The 20,407-nt window shown below is 55.3% G+C and carries 17 protein-coding genes; 8 read left to right on the forward strand and 9 right to left on the reverse strand.

What is annotated here, in order from left to right; all coding sequences use genetic code 11:
* Positions 1-34: 34 nt before the first annotated feature.
* The 8 genes from doeB2 (at position 35) to ABIE60_RS00955 (ending at position 10,786) form a co-directional block, all read left to right on the forward strand.
* Positions 35-1,204 (forward strand): N(2)-acetyl-L-2,4-diaminobutanoate deacetylase DoeB2, encoded by a 1,170-nt coding sequence (gene doeB2, locus ABIE60_RS00920; RefSeq protein ID WP_354467015.1) that lies wholly within the window; start codon positions 35-37, stop codon positions 1,202-1,204.
* Between the two features lie 278 nt (positions 1,205-1,482).
* The gene (locus tag ABIE60_RS00925) at positions 1,483-2,739 is read left to right on the forward strand and encodes an aspartate aminotransferase family protein (RefSeq protein WP_354467017.1); all 1,257 of its coding nucleotides are present in this window, start codon (positions 1,483-1,485) and stop codon (positions 2,737-2,739) included.
* The gene (gene doeA / locus ABIE60_RS00930) at positions 2,739-4,043 is read left to right on the forward strand and encodes an ectoine hydrolase (RefSeq protein WP_354467018.1); all 1,305 of its coding nucleotides are present in this window, start codon (positions 2,739-2,741) and stop codon (positions 4,041-4,043) included. Before ABIE60_RS00925 ends, doeA begins: the two co-directional genes overlap by 1 nt.
* A gap of 10 nt (positions 4,044-4,053) precedes the next feature.
* Positions 4,054-5,424: an NAD-dependent succinate-semialdehyde dehydrogenase gene (locus ABIE60_RS00935; RefSeq protein ID WP_354467019.1), complete on the forward strand. Its 1,371-nt coding sequence runs from the start codon at positions 4,054-4,056 to the stop codon at positions 5,422-5,424.
* A 192-nt stretch (positions 5,425-5,616) separates the two neighbouring features.
* The gene (locus ABIE60_RS00940; RefSeq protein ID WP_354467623.1) at positions 5,617-6,483 is read left to right on the forward strand and encodes an MBL fold metallo-hydrolase; all 867 of its coding nucleotides are present in this window, start codon (positions 5,617-5,619) and stop codon (positions 6,481-6,483) included.
* A 53-nt stretch (positions 6,484-6,536) separates the two neighbouring features.
* Complete coding sequence (locus tag ABIE60_RS00945; protein ID WP_354467021.1) at positions 6,537-8,276, forward strand: bifunctional protein tyrosine phosphatase family protein/NAD(P)/FAD-dependent oxidoreductase; 1,740 nt, start codon at positions 6,537-6,539, stop codon at positions 8,274-8,276.
* Positions 8,277-8,312: 36 nt separating this feature from the next.
* Positions 8,313-10,040 (forward strand): SulP family inorganic anion transporter, encoded by a 1,728-nt coding sequence (locus tag ABIE60_RS00950; RefSeq protein WP_354467022.1) that lies wholly within the window; start codon positions 8,313-8,315, stop codon positions 10,038-10,040.
* A 152-nt stretch (positions 10,041-10,192) separates the two neighbouring features.
* Complete coding sequence (locus ABIE60_RS00955) at positions 10,193-10,786, forward strand: TetR/AcrR family transcriptional regulator (RefSeq protein ID WP_354467024.1); 594 nt, start codon at positions 10,193-10,195, stop codon at positions 10,784-10,786.
* 65 nt (positions 10,787-10,851) lie between these two features.
* On the opposite strand, the gene ABIE60_RS00960 is transcribed toward ABIE60_RS00955, so the two are convergent.
* The 9 genes from ABIE60_RS00960 to ABIE60_RS01000 form a co-directional block, all read right to left on the reverse strand.
* Positions 10,852-12,138, reverse strand: coding sequence for a TRAP transporter large permease (locus tag ABIE60_RS00960; RefSeq protein WP_354467026.1), 1,287 nt, complete (start codon positions 12,136-12,138; stop codon positions 10,852-10,854).
* Positions 12,139-12,149: 11 nt separating this feature from the next.
* Positions 12,150-12,653: a TRAP transporter small permease gene (locus ABIE60_RS00965; RefSeq protein ID WP_354467027.1), complete on the reverse strand. Its 504-nt coding sequence runs from the start codon at positions 12,651-12,653 to the stop codon at positions 12,150-12,152.
* 11 nt (positions 12,654-12,664) lie between these two features.
* Positions 12,665-13,705, reverse strand: a complete 1,041-nt coding sequence (locus ABIE60_RS00970; protein WP_354467029.1) for a TRAP transporter substrate-binding protein — start codon at positions 13,703-13,705, stop codon at positions 12,665-12,667.
* A gap of 144 nt (positions 13,706-13,849) precedes the next feature.
* The gene (locus ABIE60_RS00975) at positions 13,850-14,839 is read right to left on the reverse strand and encodes a 2Fe-2S iron-sulfur cluster-binding protein (protein ID WP_354467030.1); all 990 of its coding nucleotides are present in this window, start codon (positions 14,837-14,839) and stop codon (positions 13,850-13,852) included.
* Positions 14,839-15,867: a 4-hydroxy-2-oxovalerate aldolase gene (gene dmpG / locus ABIE60_RS00980; RefSeq protein WP_354467032.1), complete on the reverse strand. Its 1,029-nt coding sequence runs from the start codon at positions 15,865-15,867 to the stop codon at positions 14,839-14,841. Before dmpG ends, ABIE60_RS00975 begins: the two co-directional genes overlap by 1 nt.
* 15 nt (positions 15,868-15,882) lie before the next feature.
* Positions 15,883-16,794 carry an acetaldehyde dehydrogenase (acetylating) gene (locus ABIE60_RS00985; RefSeq protein ID WP_354467034.1) on the reverse strand — a complete coding sequence of 304 codons (912 nt, stop codon included), beginning with the start codon at positions 16,792-16,794 and terminating at the stop codon, positions 15,883-15,885.
* Positions 16,795-16,808: 14 nt separating this feature from the next.
* On the reverse strand, positions 16,809-18,644 hold the full coding sequence (locus ABIE60_RS00990) for a feruloyl-CoA synthase (RefSeq protein WP_354467035.1): 1,836 nt from the start codon (positions 18,642-18,644) through the stop codon (positions 16,809-16,811).
* Between the two features lie 35 nt (positions 18,645-18,679).
* Positions 18,680-19,462 carry a 2-keto-4-pentenoate hydratase gene (locus tag ABIE60_RS00995; protein ID WP_354467037.1) on the reverse strand — a complete coding sequence of 261 codons (783 nt, stop codon included), beginning with the start codon at positions 19,460-19,462 and terminating at the stop codon, positions 18,680-18,682.
* Positions 19,463-20,401, reverse strand: a complete 939-nt coding sequence (locus ABIE60_RS01000; RefSeq protein ID WP_354467039.1) for an NAD(P)H-dependent flavin oxidoreductase — start codon at positions 20,399-20,401, stop codon at positions 19,463-19,465.
* Positions 20,402-20,407: the final 6 nt, after the last annotated feature.

Consider the following 20,407-nt stretch of genomic DNA (forward strand, 5'->3'; position numbering starts at 1 on the left):
CGAATTACCGTCAAACGTCTGACCCGGAGGTGACATGCCCCATTCATGGCAGGAGATCATGCAACAGGCGGTGCGGTTGCGACATCAGTTGCATCGCCAGCCCGAGCTGACCTGGCAGGAGGAAAACACCAGCCGATTGATTCGTGAGCAGCTGGACCTGCTGGGCATTGCCTGGCGCAGCTGTGCCGAGTACGGCACCTTGGCCACCCTGGCCGCCGATGCCAAGGGAGACCATATCGGCCTGCGCGGTGACATCGATGCCCTGCCCATAGAAGAGCTGACTGATCTGCCCTATCGTTCGGAATCCCCCGGTTGCATGCACGCTTGCGGCCACGATGGTCATACCGCAGCCCTCTGGGCCACCGCCGCTTGGCTTAAAGCGCATGAAGACCGCCTGCCGGGCCCCGTTACTCTGCTGTTTCAGCCCGCCGAAGAAGGGGGGCATGGCGCCCGCAAAATGATTGAGGAAGAGGCGCTGGACGGCATTGACCGTATTTACGGCTGGCATAACTGGCCCGCCATCCCTTGGGGTCAGGCGGTCTGTCCCGATGGGCCGGTGATGTCCGGCAACGGCACTTTTCACATCACCCTGACCGGCAAGGGCGGCCATGCCAGCCAGCCCGAAATCTGCCGTGACCCTGTGCTGGCGGCGGCGGCCGTGACCCTTAACCTGCAGCAGATCGTGAGCCGACGCCTGCCACCCCAGTCGGCCACGGTGGTCAGTGTTGCCTCCATTGAAGCCCCCAGCGCACCCACCGTTACACCCGAGACCGCCCGTATTCAGGGCAGCATCCGTCTGGCCCAGCCCGAACTGCGCCCACTGGTGAACGAGCTGATCGAGCAAATCACGCAGGACACGGCGCGCAGTTACGGCGTCACGGCTCAGGTTGAAACCGTGAAGCGCTATGAGGCCACCATCAATCACGCCGAGCCCGCCGCCGAGTATCGTCAAGCACTTGCAGCCGCCTTGGGTGAAGAGTGGCAGATGCAGAGCCTGCCGCTGCCGATCATGGCCTCGGAGGATTTCAGCTATTACCTGAACGAGATTCCCGGCGCCTTCGCCCTGATCGGCATGGCACGGGATGACAGCTATCAGGCCCCGTGCCATAGCCCGCACTACCAATTCAATGACGACCTGCTGCCTAAAGTGGTGGAGGTTTTTGCCCGTCTGACAGGAGCGCCTTTGCCGGAAAAAACTGACTGATTTATTTACTGATGCCGCTCCTGCGCGTCCATGCGCCCGCGGCATACCGTACGTCCTGTACATAAAAAACGCTGCTTTACTTGCTGCGCTGCACTTTCTCTCCTAGGGTGAAGGTACAGGGCTGCGCAAGCCTGTGCGTTTTCCGCAAACCCGATATCGAATATCTCAGCTGTACATCCACCCGGTGATTCACCGGCAAACACACAACAGTCCCAATTCTGGCGAGGCTCCTGCCTTGCCTGGCTCCATTTCACAATTGGCTACACAAGGAGATCAACATGGATCTGTTTGAAAAATGGGAATCCGAAATCCGTGGCTACTGCCGTGCCTACCCAACCGTGTTTGCAAGCGCATCCAATGCCCGTCAGGTGGATGAGCAGGGGCGGAGTTATATCGACTTTTTTGCCGGTGCCGGTGTACTGAACTTCGGCCATAACAACCCGCACATGAAAGAAGCGTTGATTGAGTTCATCCGCTCAGACGGTATCGCACACAGTCTCGACATGAGCACCACGGTCAAGCGCGAATTCATCAGCGCCTTTGTGGACACCATTCTTGAGCCACGCCAGATGAACTACAAGCTGCAGTTCATGGGCCCCACCGGCACCAACGCGGTGGAGGCCGCACTCAAACTGGCACGCCGCGTCACCGGCCGCACCGAAGTGATCGCCTTCACCCAGGGTTTTCACGGCATGACACTGGGCTCGCTGGCCTGTACTGCCAATCAGGTGTTTCGCAAGGCTGCGGGGATACCCCTGAACCACGTCACCCATGCACCGTTCGAGACCACGTCCGGTTGCGGCATGGGGTGTCTGAATACGCTGCGTGAGGCACTGGAGAACAGCTCCAGCGGCTTTGAGCAGCCCGCCGCGTTTATCATTGAAACCATTCAGGCAGAAGGCGGGGTCAATATTGCCTCTACCGAGTGGCTGCTGGAGCTGCAACAGCTGGCACGGGACACCGGCGCCCTGCTGATCGTGGACGACATTCAGGTGGGCTGCGGTCGTACCGGCAGCTATTTCAGCTTTGACAACACCGGGCTGGAGCCGGACATCATCTGTCTGGCCAAGGGGATCGGTGGTTTCGGCACGCCACTGGCGATGAACCTCGTCAAGCCTGAACACGATGCCCACTGGCAACCTGGCGAACATACCGGCACCTTCCGTGGCCAGGGATTTTCCTTTGTCGCCGGGCGCGAAGCCCTGCGCTACTTCGAGGATGACCGACTGATGCAGCTGACGCGCGAGCGCGGCAAGATGATTCACGAACGCCTGCAGTCATTGGCATCACGCTTTCCCGACGCCGGTTTTGCCGTGCGCGGGCGCGGCATGATTCAGGCACTGGATGTGGTCGATGGCGCATTGGCCAAAACCATCGCCCGTGAGTGTTTCGACACTGGCCTGTTGGTCGGCCCCTGCGGCATCGGCGGCCGGGTCATCAAGCTGATCCCGCCACTGACCATCCCCGATGAGGATCTGGAAACCGGTCTTGACCGGCTGGAAGCAGCAGTGATCAAGATCATGGAGGCTGCCTGATGCGCAAACGTGACGATATGACATTTCCGTTCGAGGAGTACGAACGCCGCATCGATCAACTGCGCCAACGGATGGCAAAGCGCCTGCTCGATGCGGTGATCATCTCGGACCCGGAAAATCTGATGTATCTGACGGACTACCAGACCACTGGCTACTCCTACTTTCAGGCGCTGGTGGTACCGCTTGAGGACGAGCCGTTCATGATCACCCGGATGATGGAAGAGTCCAACGTCCATGCCCGCACCTGGGTGGAAAAGACACGGCCCTACTCCGACACCGGGGATGCGATCCAGATGCTGATTGAGTCACTGCGCGAGTTTGGCCTGTCAAAAAAAGTGCTGGGCTATGAACGCAACAGCTACTTTTTTCCGGCCTATCATCAGGACTACTTTCGTACCGCCTTCAAGGATGGCCGGCTGATGGACTGTTTCGGCATCGTGGAAGAGGGCCGCAAATGCAAGTCCGCCCATGAGCTGGATGTGATGCGCATATCGGCCCGCGCCGCCCGTGCCGGCATGGAGGCCGGGATTGAAGCCTGCCAGGCCGGTGTAACCGAAAACGAGATTGGCGCCGCCATCAGCGCCGGCATGTTCCGCGCCGGCGGCGACTTTCCCGCCGTGATGCCTTACGTCACCTCCGGTCCACGCACCATGATCGGCCATGCCACTTGGGAAGGGCGCGAGGTACAACCGGGCGAGCATGTATTTCTTGAAGTGGGCGGCTGCTACCGCCGCTACCACACCGCCTTGATGCGCACGGTAGTCTGCGGCGAGCTGAGTGACTCCATGTACAAGGCACAGGAAACCATGAAGTGCGCGCTCAAGCATATCAGGGCCGAGCTGCGACCCGGGCTGACGGTATCCGATGCCGACCACATTGTGCGTTCGATCATCACCGAGAACGACGTGGGAGCCCGCCTGATCACCCGCTCCGGTTATTCCATTGGCATCGCCTTTCCACCCAGCTGGGACGAAGGCTACATCATGAGTCTAAAGGGTGGCGACAGTTCGGTACTGGAGCCTGGCATGACCTTTCACGTAATCCCCTGGATGTGGGGCGTGGATGGCGACAAGACATGCGGCATCTCGGATACTTTCTATATCACGGATGACGGCTGCGGGTCATTTTTCGAAGATATGCCACAGGATTTTGTCCTCAAACCCGACCAGGGAATCACACTGGCCTCCAAGACCGGGGAGCCCGTCATAACAGCAGCCGGCAATACTCCTGCCCCACCGGAAAAGCCCTCCAGCGGCAAAGATAGAAAGCATCACCCGAAACACAAATCCGGCAAGAAACACTAAGGAGAGCCACATGCTCAGAGTGATCAATCCGACCAGCGGTCAGCTGCTGCATGAATATCCCGCACTGGATCGCGACAGCATGAATGTACGTATAGATGGCGCCAACCGTGCCTTTGCCGACTGGCGCCAACGCAGTTTTACCGAGCGAGCCGACATATTGCACCGTGTTGCTGCACTGTTGCGTGCCGAAGAAGTTGAACTGGCCCGCCACATGACAGACGAAATGGGCAAACCAATGAAGGAGGCCCGCGGTGAAGTGCTCAAGGCAGCTTGGTGTGCCGAACATTACGCAGGACATGCAGAAACCTACCTCAAACCTGTGAGCCTGGCTTCGGACGCCAGTCACAGTTACGTGCAGCACCTGCCGCTCGGACCAGTGTTGGGTATTCTGCCCTGGAACGCCCCTTTCTGGTTGGCGTTTCGATTTTGTGCCCCGGCACTGATGGCGGGTAACACCTGCCTGCTCAAGCACGATCCGCACGTTCCCGCCTGCGCCGAAGCGATTACTGATCTATTCGTCCGGGCGGGGGCCCCGAAGGGAATCATGCAAAATCTGCCACTGGAAACCCCTGATGTCGAAGCCGCCATTCGTCACCCTGCAGTCCGTGCGGTTTCCTTCACCGGCTCCAGTGCCGGGGGCAGCAAAGTGGCCGCCATGGCGGCTTCCGAAATCAAGCCTGCCGTGTTGGAGCTGGGTGGCTCTGACCCGGCAATCGTGCTGGCGGATGCTGACCTGGAGCAGGCTGCCGACCTGATCGGTTTTTCCCGCATCATCAACGCAGGCCAGTCCTGCATAGCGGCCAAGCGGATTATTGTCGAAGCCTCGGTTCATGACCGGTTTGTGGAGCTGCTCAAGGCCCGGCTGGAGAAACTCAATCAGGGCGATCCGGCCGATCCCGAGACCGACATAGGCCCCATTGCACGAGAGAATCTGCGCGACGAACTGGCGCGTCAGGTAGACGATACCATTGCCGCCGGGGCTCGCTGCCTGCTGGGCGGCCAGGTACCCGAAGGCCCGGGCTTTTTCTACCCTGTGACCCTGCTGGTGGATGTAACAAATGACATGACCGCCTGCCGGGAAGAAACCTTTGGCCCAGTCGCAGTGGTACTCAAGGCTGATAATGCAGAGCATGCGCTGGCACTGGCAAATGACAGTGAATACGGCCTGGCCAGCTCAATCTGGACCGAACAGAGCCGAGGTGAAGCGATGGCCCGTGAGATTGAGGCAGGCCAGGTCGTAGTCAACGGATTGGTGAAGACCGACCCTCGCCTGCCCAGTGGCGGAATCAAGCGTTCAGGACTCGGACGAGAGCTGGGGCCCCACGGTATCCTTGAATTCGTGAATATTCAGCAGGTCTGGGTCGGCCCAAAACAGGAATAATCCCTCCCATCACCGGCCGGACTCACCCGGCCGGTATCATTCCACATCCGGCCGCTTCATGGCCTTGCATTGATCCGATTTGGCAACTCAATCACCCCCATAGTCCCAAGGGGGTTGGCAGAGTGTGCAATGAGGATTAGTATCTATTAATAGATTATAAGAATATAACTATTAAGAATATACGCGGGGTTTATTATGCAACCGATCGTTACAGCCTTTTTTGATGAACCGACCTTCACCTACAGCTATGTGATTCAGGACCCGGATTCTTCCAGCTGCGCCATCGTCGACTCCGTACTGGACTTCGACTATGCCGCCGGCAAAACCGATACCCGTTCAGCCGAAGCCATTCTGACCTTCATTGCCGAACAGGGCCTGACGGTGGAGTGGATTCTTGAAACTCATGTTCATGCCGACCACCTGTCAGCAGCACCGTTTCTGCAGGAAAAAACCGGTGCAAAACTGGGGATCGGTGCACACATCACCACCGTGCAGGACACCTTTGGCAAGGCGTTCAATGCCGGAACCGAATTTGCCCGTGACGGCAGCCAGTTTGATGCGCTGTTCAACGATGGCGACAGCATCCGCATCGGTACACTCGAAGGCAAGGCGATGCATACCCCCGGCCACACGCCGGCCTGCATGACCTACGTCTTTGGCGATGCCGCCTTTGTTGGTGACACCCTGTTCATGCCGGACTACGGCACCGCCCGCTGTGACTTCCCGGGTGGCGATGCCCATATCCTGTTCCAGTCGATTCAAAAGGTATTTACCCTGCCGGACGAAACGCGTCTGTTCATGTGTCACGACTACAAGGCTCCGGGCCGCGATGAATACGCCTACGAAACGACTGTGGCCGAAGAGCGCGCGCATAACATCCATGTGCACGAAGGCATCAACGAGGCTGACTTTGTACGCATGCGTACCGAGCGCGACGCTACCCTGGATATGCCACGCCTGATTCTGCCATCCGTCCAGGTGAACATGCGTGCCGGCAAGATGCCGCCGGCAGAAAGCAACGGTCAGGTTTACCTCAAGGTACCGATCGACCTGTTCTGAATTTAAACGTCCCAACTAAACCGATAATAACAACAGTACCGCGGGAGAGTTTTATGGAAGTTCATCAGCTTACGCCTTTTCTAAGTGTCAGCCCCCAATTGACGGCCGCCGATGTGGGGCTTGCCGCCTCCATGGGATTCAAGGCGATCATCTGTAACCGGCCTGATCAGGAAAGTCATGATCAGCCAGATACCGACGACATTCGCGCCGCTGCCGAGCGGCATGGGCTGGAATGGCGCTATCAGCCTGTGGTTTCAGGCCAGATAACCGACACGGATGTAGCTGCGTTTCATGAGTTGATGAACAGCCTGCGTGGACCCGTACTGGCCTTCTGTCGTACCGGTACCCGCTGCACAACCCTGTGGGCACTGGCAGAAGCCCCGCGTCTGGATGTGGACGCCATTCTCAAGACCACGGCAGCAGCCGGATATGACCTGACTGCACAGCGTGATCGCATCAAGGCGCTGGCTGGTAGCCACAGCCATGCTGAGGCCATGGATACGGCCAGCCGCAAGCGTCACGATGTACTGATTGTTGGCGGCGGTGCTGCCGGCCAATCGGTCGCCGGCAGCCTACTGCAGCGCCAGCCGGATCTGGATATTGCCATCATCGAGCCGCGTTCCGAACACTACTATCAGCCGGGCTGGACACTGGTTGGCGGCGGTGTGTTTGAACGCCGCGAAACCGTACGCCAGATGGGCAAGGTCATGCCCGACAGCGTCAAGTGGTACCATGCCGCCGCGTCCGGTTTTCGCCCCGAACAGCAGCAGGTTCTGCTGGAAGACGGCGAACAGATCGGTTATCGCATTTTGGTGGTCGCCCCCGGCCTGACACTGGACTGGGATGCAATTCCAGGATTGCGTGAAAGTCTGGGCCGCAACGGTGTCACCTCCAATTACCTGTTTGACCTCGCCCCCTACACCTGGGAGCTGGTACAAAGCACACGCAAGGGGCGCGCCCTTTTTACCCAGCCGCCGATGCCGATCAAGTGTGCAGGCGCACCGCAGAAGGCGATGTATCTGTCCTGTGACCATTGGATGCGCCAAGGTGTGCTGAAGGATATTGAGGTAGAGTTCTGCACGGCTGGCGCTGCCCTGTTCGGGGTGGCCGATTACGTACCCGCCCTGATGAAATATGTGGAAAAGTACGGCATCAACCTGAATTATCAGAACAACCTGATTCAAGTGGACGGACAGGCCAGAACGGCCCTGTTCAAGGTCACTGATGCTGAAGGCAACGGCCGTGAAGTTGAAAAACCGTTCGACATGCTGCATGTGTGCCCGCCTCAACGCTCACCGAAACTGATCAGCGAGAGCCCACTGGCGGATGCTGCCGGCTGGATTGAACTCAATCCGGAAACGCTCCAGCACAGCCGCTTCGGCGATATCTTTGGACTAGGTGATGCCGGAAACACCCCCAACGCCAAAACCGCCGCTGCCGTGCGCAAGCAGGCACCGGTCGTGGCCGAGAACATTCTGCTGGCACTGAAGGGGGAGGCGCCACGAGCCATCTACGACGGTTACGGCTCCTGCCCTCTGACAGTGGAGCGCGGCAAGATCGTACTGGCCGAATTCGGCTATGGTGGCAAGCTGCAGCCGAGCTTTCCGCTCTGGCTGGTCGACGGCAAGGAACCCAGCCGCTTTGCCTGGCTGCTGAAGGAAAAAATGCTTCCCTGGGTCTACTGGAATGCCATGCTCAAAGGGCATGAGTGGATGGCTGGACCCGAAATTCTCAATCACCGACCCGCCGATCACGAGGCCACTCAGGCCTGTGATTTCGGTGATCGAAAATAACCCATGCACAGCCCCCTGACTCAGGAAGCCTGATTGATGTTGCAACGCTACTTGCCCATTTTACAGTGGCTCAAGGTCTACAACCGTGAAACCCTGACCAGCGACCTGGTGGCTGCCGTGATCGTCACGATCATGCTGATCCCTCAGTCGCTGGCCTACGCCCTGCTGGCCGGGCTGCCGCCTGAAGTGGGCCTGTATGCCAGCATCCTTCCGCTGGTGGCGTATGCCATTTTTGGTACCAGCCGCACCCTGGCGGTGGGGCCTGTGGCGGTGGTTTCACTTATGACCGCCGCTGCGGTGGGCAATTTGGCACTGGCCGGTACTGCTGAATATCTGACGGCGGCCATCGCACTGGCGTTTCTGTCCGGTGTCATCCTGATCCTGATGGGGCTGTTTCGTCTCGGCATTCTGGCCAATTTTCTCAGCCACCCGGTCATCTCGGGCTTTATCACCGCCTCCGGCCTGATCATCGCAGCCAGCCAGCTCAAACACATACTGGGTGTCGATGCCGGCGGTCACAATCTGCTTGATATCCTGATGGCGCTGGCGGGTCAGCTGGCGCATATCAACCTGCCAACACTGGTCATCGGGGTGAGCGCCACCGCCTTTCTGTTCTGGGTACGCAAGCAACTCAAACCTCTGCTGGTGAAAGTGGGGCTGGGACCCCGCCTTGCCGACATTATCGCCAAGGCGGGGCCTGTGCTGGCTGTTGTTGTCACTACACTGGCTGTCTGGGGACTGGACCTGCAGGCACAGGGCGTGAAGGTTGTCGGACAGGTGCCTTCAGGGCTGCCGGGGCTGACCCTGCCCTCCTTTGATCTGGAACTCTGGCAGCAGCTGTTTGTATCCGCCCTTTTAATCAGCATTGTCGGCTTTGTCGAATCTGTTTCAGTCGCACAAACGCTGGCAGCCAAACGACGCCAGCGAATCGACCCGGATCAGGAGCTGGTGGGGCTTGGCGCATCCAACATTGCCGCTGCAGCGTCCGGTGGCTTCCCTGTAACCGGCGGCTTCTCACGTTCAGTAGTCAACTTTGATGCCGGTGCCGAAACACCCGCCGCGGGTGCCTTCACGGCAGTCGGCATCGCAATGGCTACACTGGTCCTGACACCCCTGATTTTTTTCCTGCCCAAGGCAACGCTGGCGGCCACCATCATCGTAGCAGTCCTGTCATTGGTTGACCTGGGGGCACTCAAACGAACCTGGGCCTACTCACGCAGTGATTTCGCTGCCATGCTCGCCACCATTGTGCTGACCCTGGTACATGGCGTTGAGCTGGGCATCATCGCCGGTGTCGGCCTGTCTGTGCTGCTTTACCTGTATCGCACCAGCAAACCACACAGTGCCATTGTGGGTCGAGTACCCGGTACAGAGCATTTCCGTAATATCGACCGACACCAGGTCGAAACCGAGCAGCACATCCTCACCCTGCGTGTGGATGAAAGCCTCTACTTTGCCAATGCCCGCTATCTGGAAGATCTCATCTATGATCAGGTGGCACGCAACCCGGAGCTGCGACACCTTGTACTGATGTGCCCGGCCGTCAACCTGATCGACGCCTCGGCACTTGAAAGTCTTGAGGCGATTAATCAGCGCTTGATGGATAGCGGTGTGAAATTCCACCTGTCGGAAGTCAAGGGGCCGGTTATGGACAAGCTCAAGGACACTCACTTTCTGCACGATTTGAGTGGTGAGATTTTCCTGAGCCAGTATGCAGCGTGGGAGAAGTTGCGGGCTCATAGCCAGCCCTGCGACAACAATTGATCCAAAACATACACATATGGACTTTACGTGGACTGATATATCCCGTTGTTTAATATGAATTCTATCTGAAATAGATTCAGCCTAGTCACTATATTGCCTATAAGCTGTATACTCACATCATTTGGGACAGTGACTAGGGATCAATCAGTACTATGGCTACCAAGCGCTTATCACGCAACGACTGGATAAATGCAGCCACTAAAGTGCTTGCCACTAGTGGCATAGACATGGTGCGCGTGGACAATCTTGCCAAGAAGCTGAAAATTACGCGCGGCAGCTTCTACTACCACTTTGACAGCAGAAAAGAACTGCTTCAAGCGATACTGGACACCTGGAGGCTGAAAGCGACTGAAGCCGTCATCGATAGCCTGAAACAGAAATCCCAGGACAGTAAAGAGCAGTTGATGGAGCTGATGTCACTTCCCTTGAAAGGCGATAAAGCCCAGGAAGCCGCATCAATTGAAATCTCTCTTCGGGCTTGGGGCCGGCGCGATGAAATTGCACGCGCTGCCGTGAATGAAGTGGACAGCTACAGAATCGGCTTCATCGAAGGATTATTTATCGACCTTGGCCACACCAGCAGTCAGGCGAATGATCTCGCACACCTGGTATATTCTTTCCTGATTGCCACATCTCTGGTCGATCCCTTCTCTTCTGAGGAAGTCCGCAAGGAACGGACTCAGCGCATAGCCCACTTTCTGGCAGACAACTGCCCGCTGTCTGACTGCAAATTCAGAAACCTCTAACCTGCTACAAAAAAGCCACCTCATTGAGAGGTGGCTCGGTTCCAAAACCATTGGCGTCGCAGGAGCTACATCATTTCAACCAGAACCAAAGAAAGCGCAGGGAACAGAATAATAAGTGCCAATCTTAAAATATCAGCGATAAGGAACGGGAACACCCCTTTAAATATCACTTTAAGATCAACGTCAGGCACTACTGACTTGAGTACAAATACGTTCAGCCCTACCGGGGGAGTAATCAAGCTAATTTCTGTTGCAATTACCACAATGATACCGAACCAGATAAGGTCCATCCCCATTCCTTCAACGATGGGATAAAAAACCGGTACTGTTAACAGCAGCATTGAAATGGATTCAAGAACAGCTCCAAGAACAAAATAGATCATCAGGATTAAAAGCAGGACGCCCATCAGACCCAGGTTCAGACTTTCCATCCATTGAACGATAGTAAATGGAAGATTGGACACATTAACCAGGTTTGCAAATATCAGCGACCCGATCAGAATAGCCACAAGCGCAACTGTAGTTGCGGCTGTATCCTCAAGCGCATCTCGCATTTTCTGCCAACTCATTCGTCCTCTGATCAACGTAATCAGTATGGCACCGACAGATCCCACACCAGCCGCTTCTGTCGGAGAGAAAAGCCCAAAGTAGATCCCACCCAATACGATAAAAATCAATAGAGTGAAGGCCCACAACTGCCGAATGGCCAACAGCTTCTCTTTAAGTGTCGCTTCACTCGCATCCGAACATTTATCTTTCAGAACATGAACGACAAAAAGTACGGCTGCAACGTAAAAGATGACACCTAGAATACCAGGTATAACACCTGCCACGAAAAGCTTGCCAATATCAGTTTCGGTAATAATACCGTAGAACACCAGCGCAATGGAGGGTGGTATAAGAATACCAAGAGTCCCGCCCGCAGCAATGGATCCGGTTGCAAGGCCATCGCTGTAACCGAATCTTTTCATCTGAGGGTATGCAATACGCGTCATGGTTGCAGCTGTGGCAAAACTGGAACCACAGAAAGTACTGAAACCACCTGATGCACCTATCGTCGTGATTGCAAGGCCCCCTTTAAGATGACCTACCAACGCATGAGTGGCATTGTATAACTCATCAGCCAGGCCTGAGCGACTGATGATGTTACCCATAAGAATAAATAACGGAATAACCGAAAACTCATAGGAAAGTACCGTTTCCGTTGCAATCATGCCCAGCTGGCTCATTGCTGGCGACCAGCCCTGATAATATGCCAGACCAAGCACACCGACTACACCCGTCGATATTGCTATGGGTACACGAATAAGCAACAGGAAAAGAAGTGAAAGAAAAGCTATAAGCATTACCATAATTTCGCCTGTTATTCCTGATTATTATCGGGGTAAACAACCAAAAGACTGATCAATGCAACCATTGCAAAACCAGCCATAACCGCCAATATTATCCACTTTTCCAATCCAAGGAACATGAACACATCCCCAAACAACCTGGACTCTTTAGCCTGTATATAAACCATATAAACAAGGGCCGAAAAGAAAACGACCTCTATGATATAACTGAACCACGCGAGAAATATTCCAGTCTTGCCTTTGAATATCTTCTCAAGCAAATCAATCTTGACATGCTTTCTTTTTTTATGGACATGATACAAGCCCGAGTAAAAACAAACCGCAAGGCATATACCTACCACTTCATAAGCAAAACCAATGGGACTATTGAAGAAAACACGTCCGAATACATCTGCAAAGGTTATCCCGGCCATAACAACAAGAGATAACATTGATATCTTCGAACAGATGTAATCCAACACTTTCAACAAGGACATACTCATAAAAAACCCTGTATAAGGGCCATGCACCAGCATGGCCCTTATCCTCATTTAGAGTTCAGACGTTTAATCTCGTTCATGTAGAAATCAAAAGCTGCCTTACCATCAACACCATTGGCTTCCGCCTTATCGAACCAGTCAGCGCGCACCGGTTCAAAAGCCTTGTCGATTGCTGCATTCAGCTCTTCGCCTGCTTCTTTATAATTTTCACCCAGCCGCTCCTTAAGCTGTGCACGTGCCAGAACATCGTTTTCATGCCAAAGAGATCCCATGCGCACGGCCAGTTTCTCTCCGGAAATATCCATAATTGCTTTCTGGTCTGCAGGGCTTATCTGGTCCCACTTGTCTTTGTTCACAATTACCAAGGTACTGTTTGTGAATATGCCACCCGGTATTTGTGTAATGTGCTCAACGTAGTTGTCTACTTTGAACCCAGTCAGCAGCTCATCCGAAAGTGTGGTTCCGTCAATAATTCCTCTGGACAGAAACTCCCGAAGCTCGGACAAAGAGCCTGAAATGGGCACCGCACCAAGCGTGCTCAAGGCATCGCCTACAACACTGGTCTGGACACGAATTTTTTTACCGCTAAGGTCTGCAGGATTAACAACCGGGCTCGACTTCATATGTAGATTGCCGCCGGATGTCACATGTACAGCCAGCGTATGCACATTGTCATGCATCCCTGCTGCCTTGAAATACTTTTCATATGTACGCCAATATGCTGCCGAGCTGACGCCTGCATCAATATTGGTGAACGGAAATTCAACCATCTCAGTCAACGGGAAAGCACCCGGCGCATAGCCATGAGGCCCCCAGGCCAGGTCAGCAATGCCAGATACAACGGCCTGGTAGTTACGAGTCGGAGGGGCCAACGGCTTGGCGGATGGCTGTACCTTGACACGCCCTTCTGTCACTTTTTCGATCTCTTCAAAGTACTTATAGAGGCCGTCTTTCTGTGACCAGTGCTGCGAAGGGAACCACTGGTTGTAACGCAGGGTCACCTCTGCCGCAAAAGCTGTGGAGGTCAACAACGCACCAGTAACAGCAATGGTGGCTTTGAACAGCGTGGATTTTTTCAATAATGACATCGCTATGGCTCCGTTTGTTTTTATGTTTTTTACATACAGTACAGTACTGTATTTTCTACATACGCACCATTAATGCAACACTAAGTTCACTATTTGATAATCAACTTTGGTTCAGGTGCGAGATAATGGGATCAGTCAAAACCGCTATACGAAGGCATCTGCAAAGAAATTGCTTTCCTGCAGACCACATTGAGCTGTGAAATCGCGTCGAGCTGAGTCGATCACTACAGGTGCGCCGCAGGCATACACCTGATGTGAAGACAGATCCGAATAGTCCTCAATGACAGCTGCATGCACAAATCCCGTACGGCCACTCCACCCGGATATATCATCTGACAGTACAGGTGTGTACTCAAACCAGTCCAGTTCAGCTTGCCATTGACGGCAGAGGTGGTCCATGTACAGATCCTGCGCAGCACGCCCACCCCAATACAGATGCACCCGACGCCCGCTGCCGCTGGCGATCAACTGTTCCATCAAAGCCTTGATCGGTGCAAAACCGGTTCCACTGGCCAAAAAGATGGCAGGGGCATCACTGTCACGCAGATAAAAGGTGCCGAACGGCCCCTCGATTGTCACCACGTTCTTGAGCTGAACCTCTTCAAAGATCATCGGCGTCGCCTGACCTCCCGGCACCAGCCGCACATGCAGTTCGATACAACCATCCACGGCCTCAGCAGTTGCCATTGAATAACTGCGTGTGACGATATTCTTGATCGTCAGATCGACATACTGTCCAGGTACATAATTGAATACGGTTCCCGGTGCCAGCTTGCAGGTCAGCTTCACCACGTCGTCTGCAAGTGGCTCTTTACCCATCACACGAGCAGCCACTTTCTGCACCGTCACGCCTTCGAAGCTGGTAACTTCAGGCGAGTGCAACACCAGATCACTGAGCGGCCGAGCCTGACAGGCCAACACGGTTGTACCAGCCCTGTCGGTTTCGCTCAGTTCCAGCCCTTCCGGGTATTCCACCTGTCCTGACTTCAGCTCCGTGCGACACTCACCACACTGGCCATCACGGCAACTGTGCTTGAGCACAACACCAGCCTTCAGTCCGGCATCCAGAATACTGTCGCCTGCATGCACATCGAAGGTTTTTCCAACCGGATCAACAGTAACGGCATGACTCATTAGATCAACCCCTTCTCTTTCGCCATGGTCAGTGCCAGGTCTTCAATCATGTCTTCCTGTCCGCCTACGGTGCCGCGACGGCCCAGCTCGACCAGTATGTCGCGCGCCGAGATGCCGTATTTTTTCTCCGCACGTTCCGCGAACAGCAGGAACGAGGAGTACACACCGGCATAGCCCAGCGTCAGGGCGTTGCGATCGACACGGATCGGCTGATCCATCATCGGTACGATCAGGTCTTCCGCCACATCCATGATCTTGTACAGGTCAACGCCGGTCTCGACGCCCATGCGATCCAGCACGGCGCAGAACACTTCCAGCGGGGTGTTACCAGCACCGGCACCCAGACCCGCTACGGAGCCGTCGATGCGTGAGGCACCGGCTTCGATCGCGGCCAGGGAGTTGGCGATCGCCATGCCCATGTTGTGGTGACCGTGGAAGCCGACTTCGACCTCTTTCGGCAGTTCTGCACGCAGCAGGCCGATGCGGGCGGTGACGTCATCCGGCAGCATGTAGCCGGCGGAGTCGGTGGCGTAGATGCAGTTGGCGCCGTAGCTGACCATCAGTTTGGCCTGTTCCAGGATCTTCTCCGGGCTGACCATGTGCGCCATCATCAGGAAGCCAACGGTGTCCATTTCCATTTTGGCGGCCATGCCGATGTGCTGTTCGGATACGTCCGCTTCGGTGCAGTGGGTGGCCACACGGATGGTGGAGACGCCGCAGTCCTTGGCCATTTTCAGGTGGTCGACCGTACCGATCCCCGGCAACAGCAGCGCGGATATTTTGGCGTTTTTCATCTTCGGCACGACCGCGCTGAGGTATTCCTCGTCGCTGTGGGCCGGGAAGCCGTAGTTCAGGGAGCGACCGCCTAGGCCGTCACCGTGGGTCACTTCGATCAGCGGCATGCCTGCGGCATCCATCGCCGAGGCGATGCTGACCATCTGGTCGAGGCTGATCTGGTGGCGTTTGGCATGCATGCCGTCACGCAGGCTCATATCGTGCAGCGTGACTTTTTTACCGTTCAAATTCATTGTCATCTCTCCCGCTTAGCCGCGTGCCGGCAGTGTGATGGTGCCGTTGGCCGCTTCTTCAGCGAACATCTCGGCGGTACGCAGACCGGCTGCGGTCATGATGTCCAGGTTGCCGGCGTACTTGGGCAGGAAGTCACCCAGCCCTTCCACCTGCATGAAGCAGGACACCTTGTTGCCATCAAAGATCGGGCCGTTGACCAGGGTGTAACCCGGTACGTATTTCTGCACCTCTTTCACCATGGCGTGCACGGATTCGGTGATCGCGGCCTGATCCGGCTCGCTCTCGGTCAGGCAGTGGATGGTGTCACGCATCATCAGGGGCGGCTCGGCCGGGTTGATGATGATGATCGCCTTGCCCTCTTTGGCACCGCCGACCTTCTCAACGGCACCGGCGGTGGTGCGGGTGAACTCGTCAATGTTCTGGCGGGTACCCGGACCGACGGAGCGGGAAGAGACGGTGGCGATGATCTCGCCGTATTCAACCGGCTGCACGCGGGATACCGCCGCAACCATCGGGATGGTCGCCTGGCCACCGCAGGTGACCATGTTGACGTTCATCTCCAGGTTCTTGGCGTGGTCCGCCAGGTTCACCGGCGGCACGCAGAACGGGCCGATGGCGGCAGGGGTCAGGTCGACCATGATCACGCCCAGCTCGTTCAGCTTGCGGCTGTTCTCGGCATGGACATAGGCAGAGGTGGCATCGAAGGCGACACGGATATCGTCTTCAATCACGTGCGGCAGGATACCGTCTACGCCGGTGGCGCAGGTTTTGATGCCCATCTCGGCGGCACGCTTGAGGCCTTCGGACTCGGGGTCGATACCGACCATCCAGACCGGTTCGATCCACTCGGAACGCTGCATCTTCATCAGCAGATCGGTGCCGATGTTACCGGGGCCAATGATGACCGCTTTGAGTTTTTTGCTCATTGATTCTCACCCAATCAAATAATGCTCAGAACCAGCTCATCCGGCTTCGCCGCATACAGGCGCTCGACATCCGCAGCACGCGTTTCAAGCATCTTTCTCTGGTTCAAATTGCCCTTGTCGGTTATTTCACCTTTTTCGATCTCGGCCGGCGTATCCAACACCACCAAACGACACACCTTCTGTGCCGAGCCTTTGGCAACCTGTGCCATCAGCGTCATGGCCGTGTGCAGCTCTTCACGCACATGTGGATCCTGCATCAGCTCGGAGCCGATCATCTTGCCTTCGCAATCTTCAGCCAGCTTGCGCATGCGCGGTCCTGGAATTACCAGAAGCCCCAAATAATCACGGTCATGTCCTGTCACTACCACATCGGTTACAAGATCACCGAAAAACTTGTGTACATTGGCGCGGATACTGGCGACACAAACCCAAGTACCTGTACTCAACTTGAAATCTTCAGATACCCGTCCATCGAATCGGATCCCAGCGGATGCATTATTCGGATCCTGCAGCTGACCGGCATCACCGATGCAATAGAAACCTTCCTCATCGAATGCTTCAGCCGTTTTTTCAGGGTCATTCAGATATTCATTGAAAACAATCGGCCCCTTGATACGCATTTCCAGTTTGGAACCGTTGGGCATGAACTTAATCTCCACACCCGGGAAAGGCACACCGATGTTACCCGGCTGGCTCAGACGCCAATGCACATTGGTAATAGCTGGCGCCGTTTCCGTGCCACCCCATTCGGTAGCAAAAAACACATCATTACCCGTGGCTTCACTGAGGCTTTTAAGTTCATCCCAAACCGGTACCGGTAAGGCCGCCGCAGCGTAAAACAGCATGTCCAGACTGGAGAAAAACGTCTTGCACAGCTCCTCGTCATCACGCATGTGTTCCAGCAGTATTTCGTATCCCTTGGGCACGTTAAAGAACAGATTGGGCTTTACATGGCGGATATTGCGAATGGTTTCACCGATCAGACCGGGCAGCGGCTTGCCACTGTCGATGTAAAAGGAACCGCCATTGCGCAGCACCAGATTGAAATTGTGGTTGGTGCCAAAAATGTGACTCCAGGGCAGCCAGTCGAGAACACGTGGCGCTTTCTGTTCAACAAACGGCCAGTACTGGGCAATCATCTGCTGGTTTGCACACATCATGCGCTGTGTGTTGACCACTACTTTCGGCGTGCCGGTCGAACCGGATGTCAGCAGATACTTGGCATGTGTATCGGGACCAATGGCGGCAAAACGACGATCAACCTCTGCTGTCACCTCGTTTTCCAGCATATTTTTCAGGCAGTGAATATCGCTGCCATCTTCAATATTGCGCGATGCGATCATCACGTGATCACCTGAACACGCCTCAATAGCAGTTTGGAAATGCTCGGCATCATCGACAAAAATGGCACAGGGATTAAGCTTTTTGACAATCGCCTGCAGACGGTCATGCGAACGTGACATTAAAGAGTACGCGACCGACACGGGAGTTACGGCAATACCAATATGCATGGCGGCCATTTTGATCAACGCATGATCAACCGAGTTACCCGACAGAATCACCAACGGTCGCTTGTCGCTATTGGGCAAACCAAGATCGATCAGCCCCTGCGCCACGGCTCTTACACGATTGCGAAATTCGGCATAGCTGACTTCGTCCCAAGTACTGCCATGACGTTCGGCTATGAATACCTGACCCGGCCTTTCGTCGGCCCACTTTTCCAGCCAGTCACCCACACAGCGATCATAGGGCTTCAGCTCGGTTTCAGAACGTACGACGAAGGCTCCGCCTTCACGTGCTTCAACGGCTACACGGGTATTCGGCAGCTGTGAAAAAATATCTGCACTCATGATAAAACCTTTGAAATATTATTTTTATCAGTCAGTTAACCGGCTTTCAGCACCAGCTCATCGAGCTGATCAAAGCAGAACCTTAGCTGCATGCCCGGCGTGATGTTGACCATTGGTGCCATGGCGCCCGACAGCACAAGATGCCCCTTTCTTATCGGAGTACCCAGATCATACAGCTTGCGCGCCAGCCACCAGGTCGCATTCAACGGATTCCCCAGGCACGCAGCTCCAGTACCTCGGACAGGGTCACGGCCTTCAGACTCGATGGATACACTCAGGCGAGTAAAATCCACGCCATTGGGATCAAATCGCTTGGCACCGACCATATACAGGGCAGAGGATGCGTTATCGGCTACGGTATCGACGATGTTGATTTTCCAGTCACGCACCACAGAATCGACAATCTCCACTACCGGCATGAAACACTCAATTTCTGCCAGCATCTCGGTGAACGTCAGATCCCTGCAATCGAGATCATTTTTGAAAATGAAGCCGATTTCGCCTTCCGCCTTGGGCGCGATCAGTTGCGAGCAGTCAATCCGCTCGCCAGAGCGACGCTCCATATCGGCGAAGAGAACACCATAATCAGGTTGGTCCACGCCCAACTGCCGTTGAACCGCTTCAGAGGTCAAACCGATTTTGTAACCGGTTACTCGCCCTCCTTTCTCCAGCCTGTCACGGTTGACCAATTGCTGTACCGCATAGGCGTCATCCATGCCGAAATGAGGATAATCTGACGAAATCGGCCCTGTGGCGCAGGCGTCTGCTCGCGCCTTGATAATTCGTTGCGCTACGGCGTTAAATTCTTGCTGGCTCATTTACAGATATCTCTCTGACAGGTGCTTCATGTTTTCCAGAGCCATCACATATTCTTCATGCAACTCATCCACAATCTTGCCGGCTGATGCAACGGCACGAATCGCTCCGACCCCTTGCCCTGCCGACCAGACATCTTTCCACGCCTTGTTGGCCGTCGAAATGTTGCCGGAAAAATCGATCGCCTTACCGGAGCCGGCCTGTTCCGGATCAATTCCCGCCTGTTCCAGACTGGCTTTCATCCAGGTTGCATTGACGCCGCTGACCGCTTTGGTCTCAACAATATCCTCAAGACCCGAAGCCACCAGCATCGCGCGATAGTCGTCATTGGCAAAACTCTCTTGCGCAGCGATAAAGCGTGTACCGGAGACAACAAAATCAGCCCCGGCCGCCTGCATTGCCAGCACATCCGCACCTCGCGAGATACAGCCCGCAACGCCCAAGGGGCCATCCCAGAAAGTGCGTACCTCATTTATAAAGGCAAGAGGATTGTATTGCCCGGTATGGCCACCCGCTCCACTGCACACCAGAATCAGGCCATCAACACCGGCTGCAATCGACTTTTTCGCCATCGCCGGCGTGATCACATCAGCAAACACCTTGCCACCATACGCCTTTACGGCATCGGTCACGCGTGCAGGTGATCCCAAGGCAGTCGATACGATAGCGGGTTGATAACGACGCACCAGATCCAGCTCTGCATCAAAACGGTCGTAGGAGGAGTGCACAATCATATTGAGCAGCCAGGGCTGCCGACTGGCATGCAGGGCCGCGTGAATCTGCACCATCCACTCATCCAGTGTTTCCACTGTACGTGCGTTGGCCGCCGGCAAGGCTCCAATCACACCCGAGCGCGCGCTGGCGATAATCAAATCCGGTGAAGACACCAAAAACATTGGCGCTACCACCAGTGGCAAACGCAATTCATTAAACAGGTTCATAAACCC

The organism is Marinobacterium sp. MBR-109 (assembly GCF_040547565.1).
GTDB lineage: Bacteria > Pseudomonadota > Gammaproteobacteria > Pseudomonadales > Balneatricaceae > Marinobacterium.

Excerpts from the sequence above, each read along its gene's own strand:
- ABIE60_RS00965 (WP_354467027.1), bottom strand. The coding sequence starts at position 12,653 with ATGCTGGTGCATGGCCCTTATACAGGGTTTTTTATGAGTATGTCCTTG.
- ABIE60_RS00985 (WP_354467034.1), bottom strand. The coding sequence starts at position 16,794 with ATGAGCAAAAAACTCAAAGCGGTCATCATTGGCCCCGGTAACATCGGC.
- ABIE60_RS00925 (WP_354467017.1), top strand. The coding sequence starts at position 1,483 with ATGGATCTGTTTGAAAAATGGGAATCCGAAATCCGTGGCTACTGCCGT.
- ABIE60_RS00935 (WP_354467019.1), top strand. The coding sequence starts at position 4,054 with ATGCTCAGAGTGATCAATCCGACCAGCGGTCAGCTGCTGCATGAATAT.
- ABIE60_RS00975 (WP_354467030.1), bottom strand. The coding sequence starts at position 14,839 with ATGAGTCATGCCGTTACTGTTGATCCGGTTGGAAAAACCTTCGATGTG.
- doeB2 (WP_354467015.1), top strand. The coding sequence starts at position 35 with ATGCCCCATTCATGGCAGGAGATCATGCAACAGGCGGTGCGGTTGCGA.
- ABIE60_RS00960 (WP_354467026.1), bottom strand. The coding sequence starts at position 12,138 with ATGGTAATGCTTATAGCTTTTCTTTCACTTCTTTTCCTGTTGCTTATT.
- ABIE60_RS00970 (WP_354467029.1), bottom strand. The coding sequence starts at position 13,705 with ATGTCATTATTGAAAAAATCCACGCTGTTCAAAGCCACCATTGCTGTT.
- ABIE60_RS00950 (WP_354467022.1), top strand. The coding sequence starts at position 8,313 with ATGTTGCAACGCTACTTGCCCATTTTACAGTGGCTCAAGGTCTACAAC.
- ABIE60_RS00945 (WP_354467021.1), top strand. The coding sequence starts at position 6,537 with ATGGAAGTTCATCAGCTTACGCCTTTTCTAAGTGTCAGCCCCCAATTG.
- doeA (WP_354467018.1), top strand. The coding sequence starts at position 2,739 with ATGCGCAAACGTGACGATATGACATTTCCGTTCGAGGAGTACGAACGC.
- ABIE60_RS01000 (WP_354467039.1), bottom strand. The coding sequence starts at position 20,401 with ATGAACCTGTTTAATGAATTGCGTTTGCCACTGGTGGTAGCGCCAATG.
- dmpG (WP_354467032.1), bottom strand. The coding sequence starts at position 15,867 with ATGAATTTGAACGGTAAAAAAGTCACGCTGCACGATATGAGCCTGCGT.
- ABIE60_RS00955 (WP_354467024.1), top strand. The coding sequence starts at position 10,193 with ATGGCTACCAAGCGCTTATCACGCAACGACTGGATAAATGCAGCCACT.
- ABIE60_RS00995 (WP_354467037.1), bottom strand. The coding sequence starts at position 19,462 with ATGAGCCAGCAAGAATTTAACGCCGTAGCGCAACGAATTATCAAGGCG.
- ABIE60_RS00990 (WP_354467035.1), bottom strand. The coding sequence starts at position 18,644 with ATGAGTGCAGATATTTTTTCACAGCTGCCGAATACCCGTGTAGCCGTT.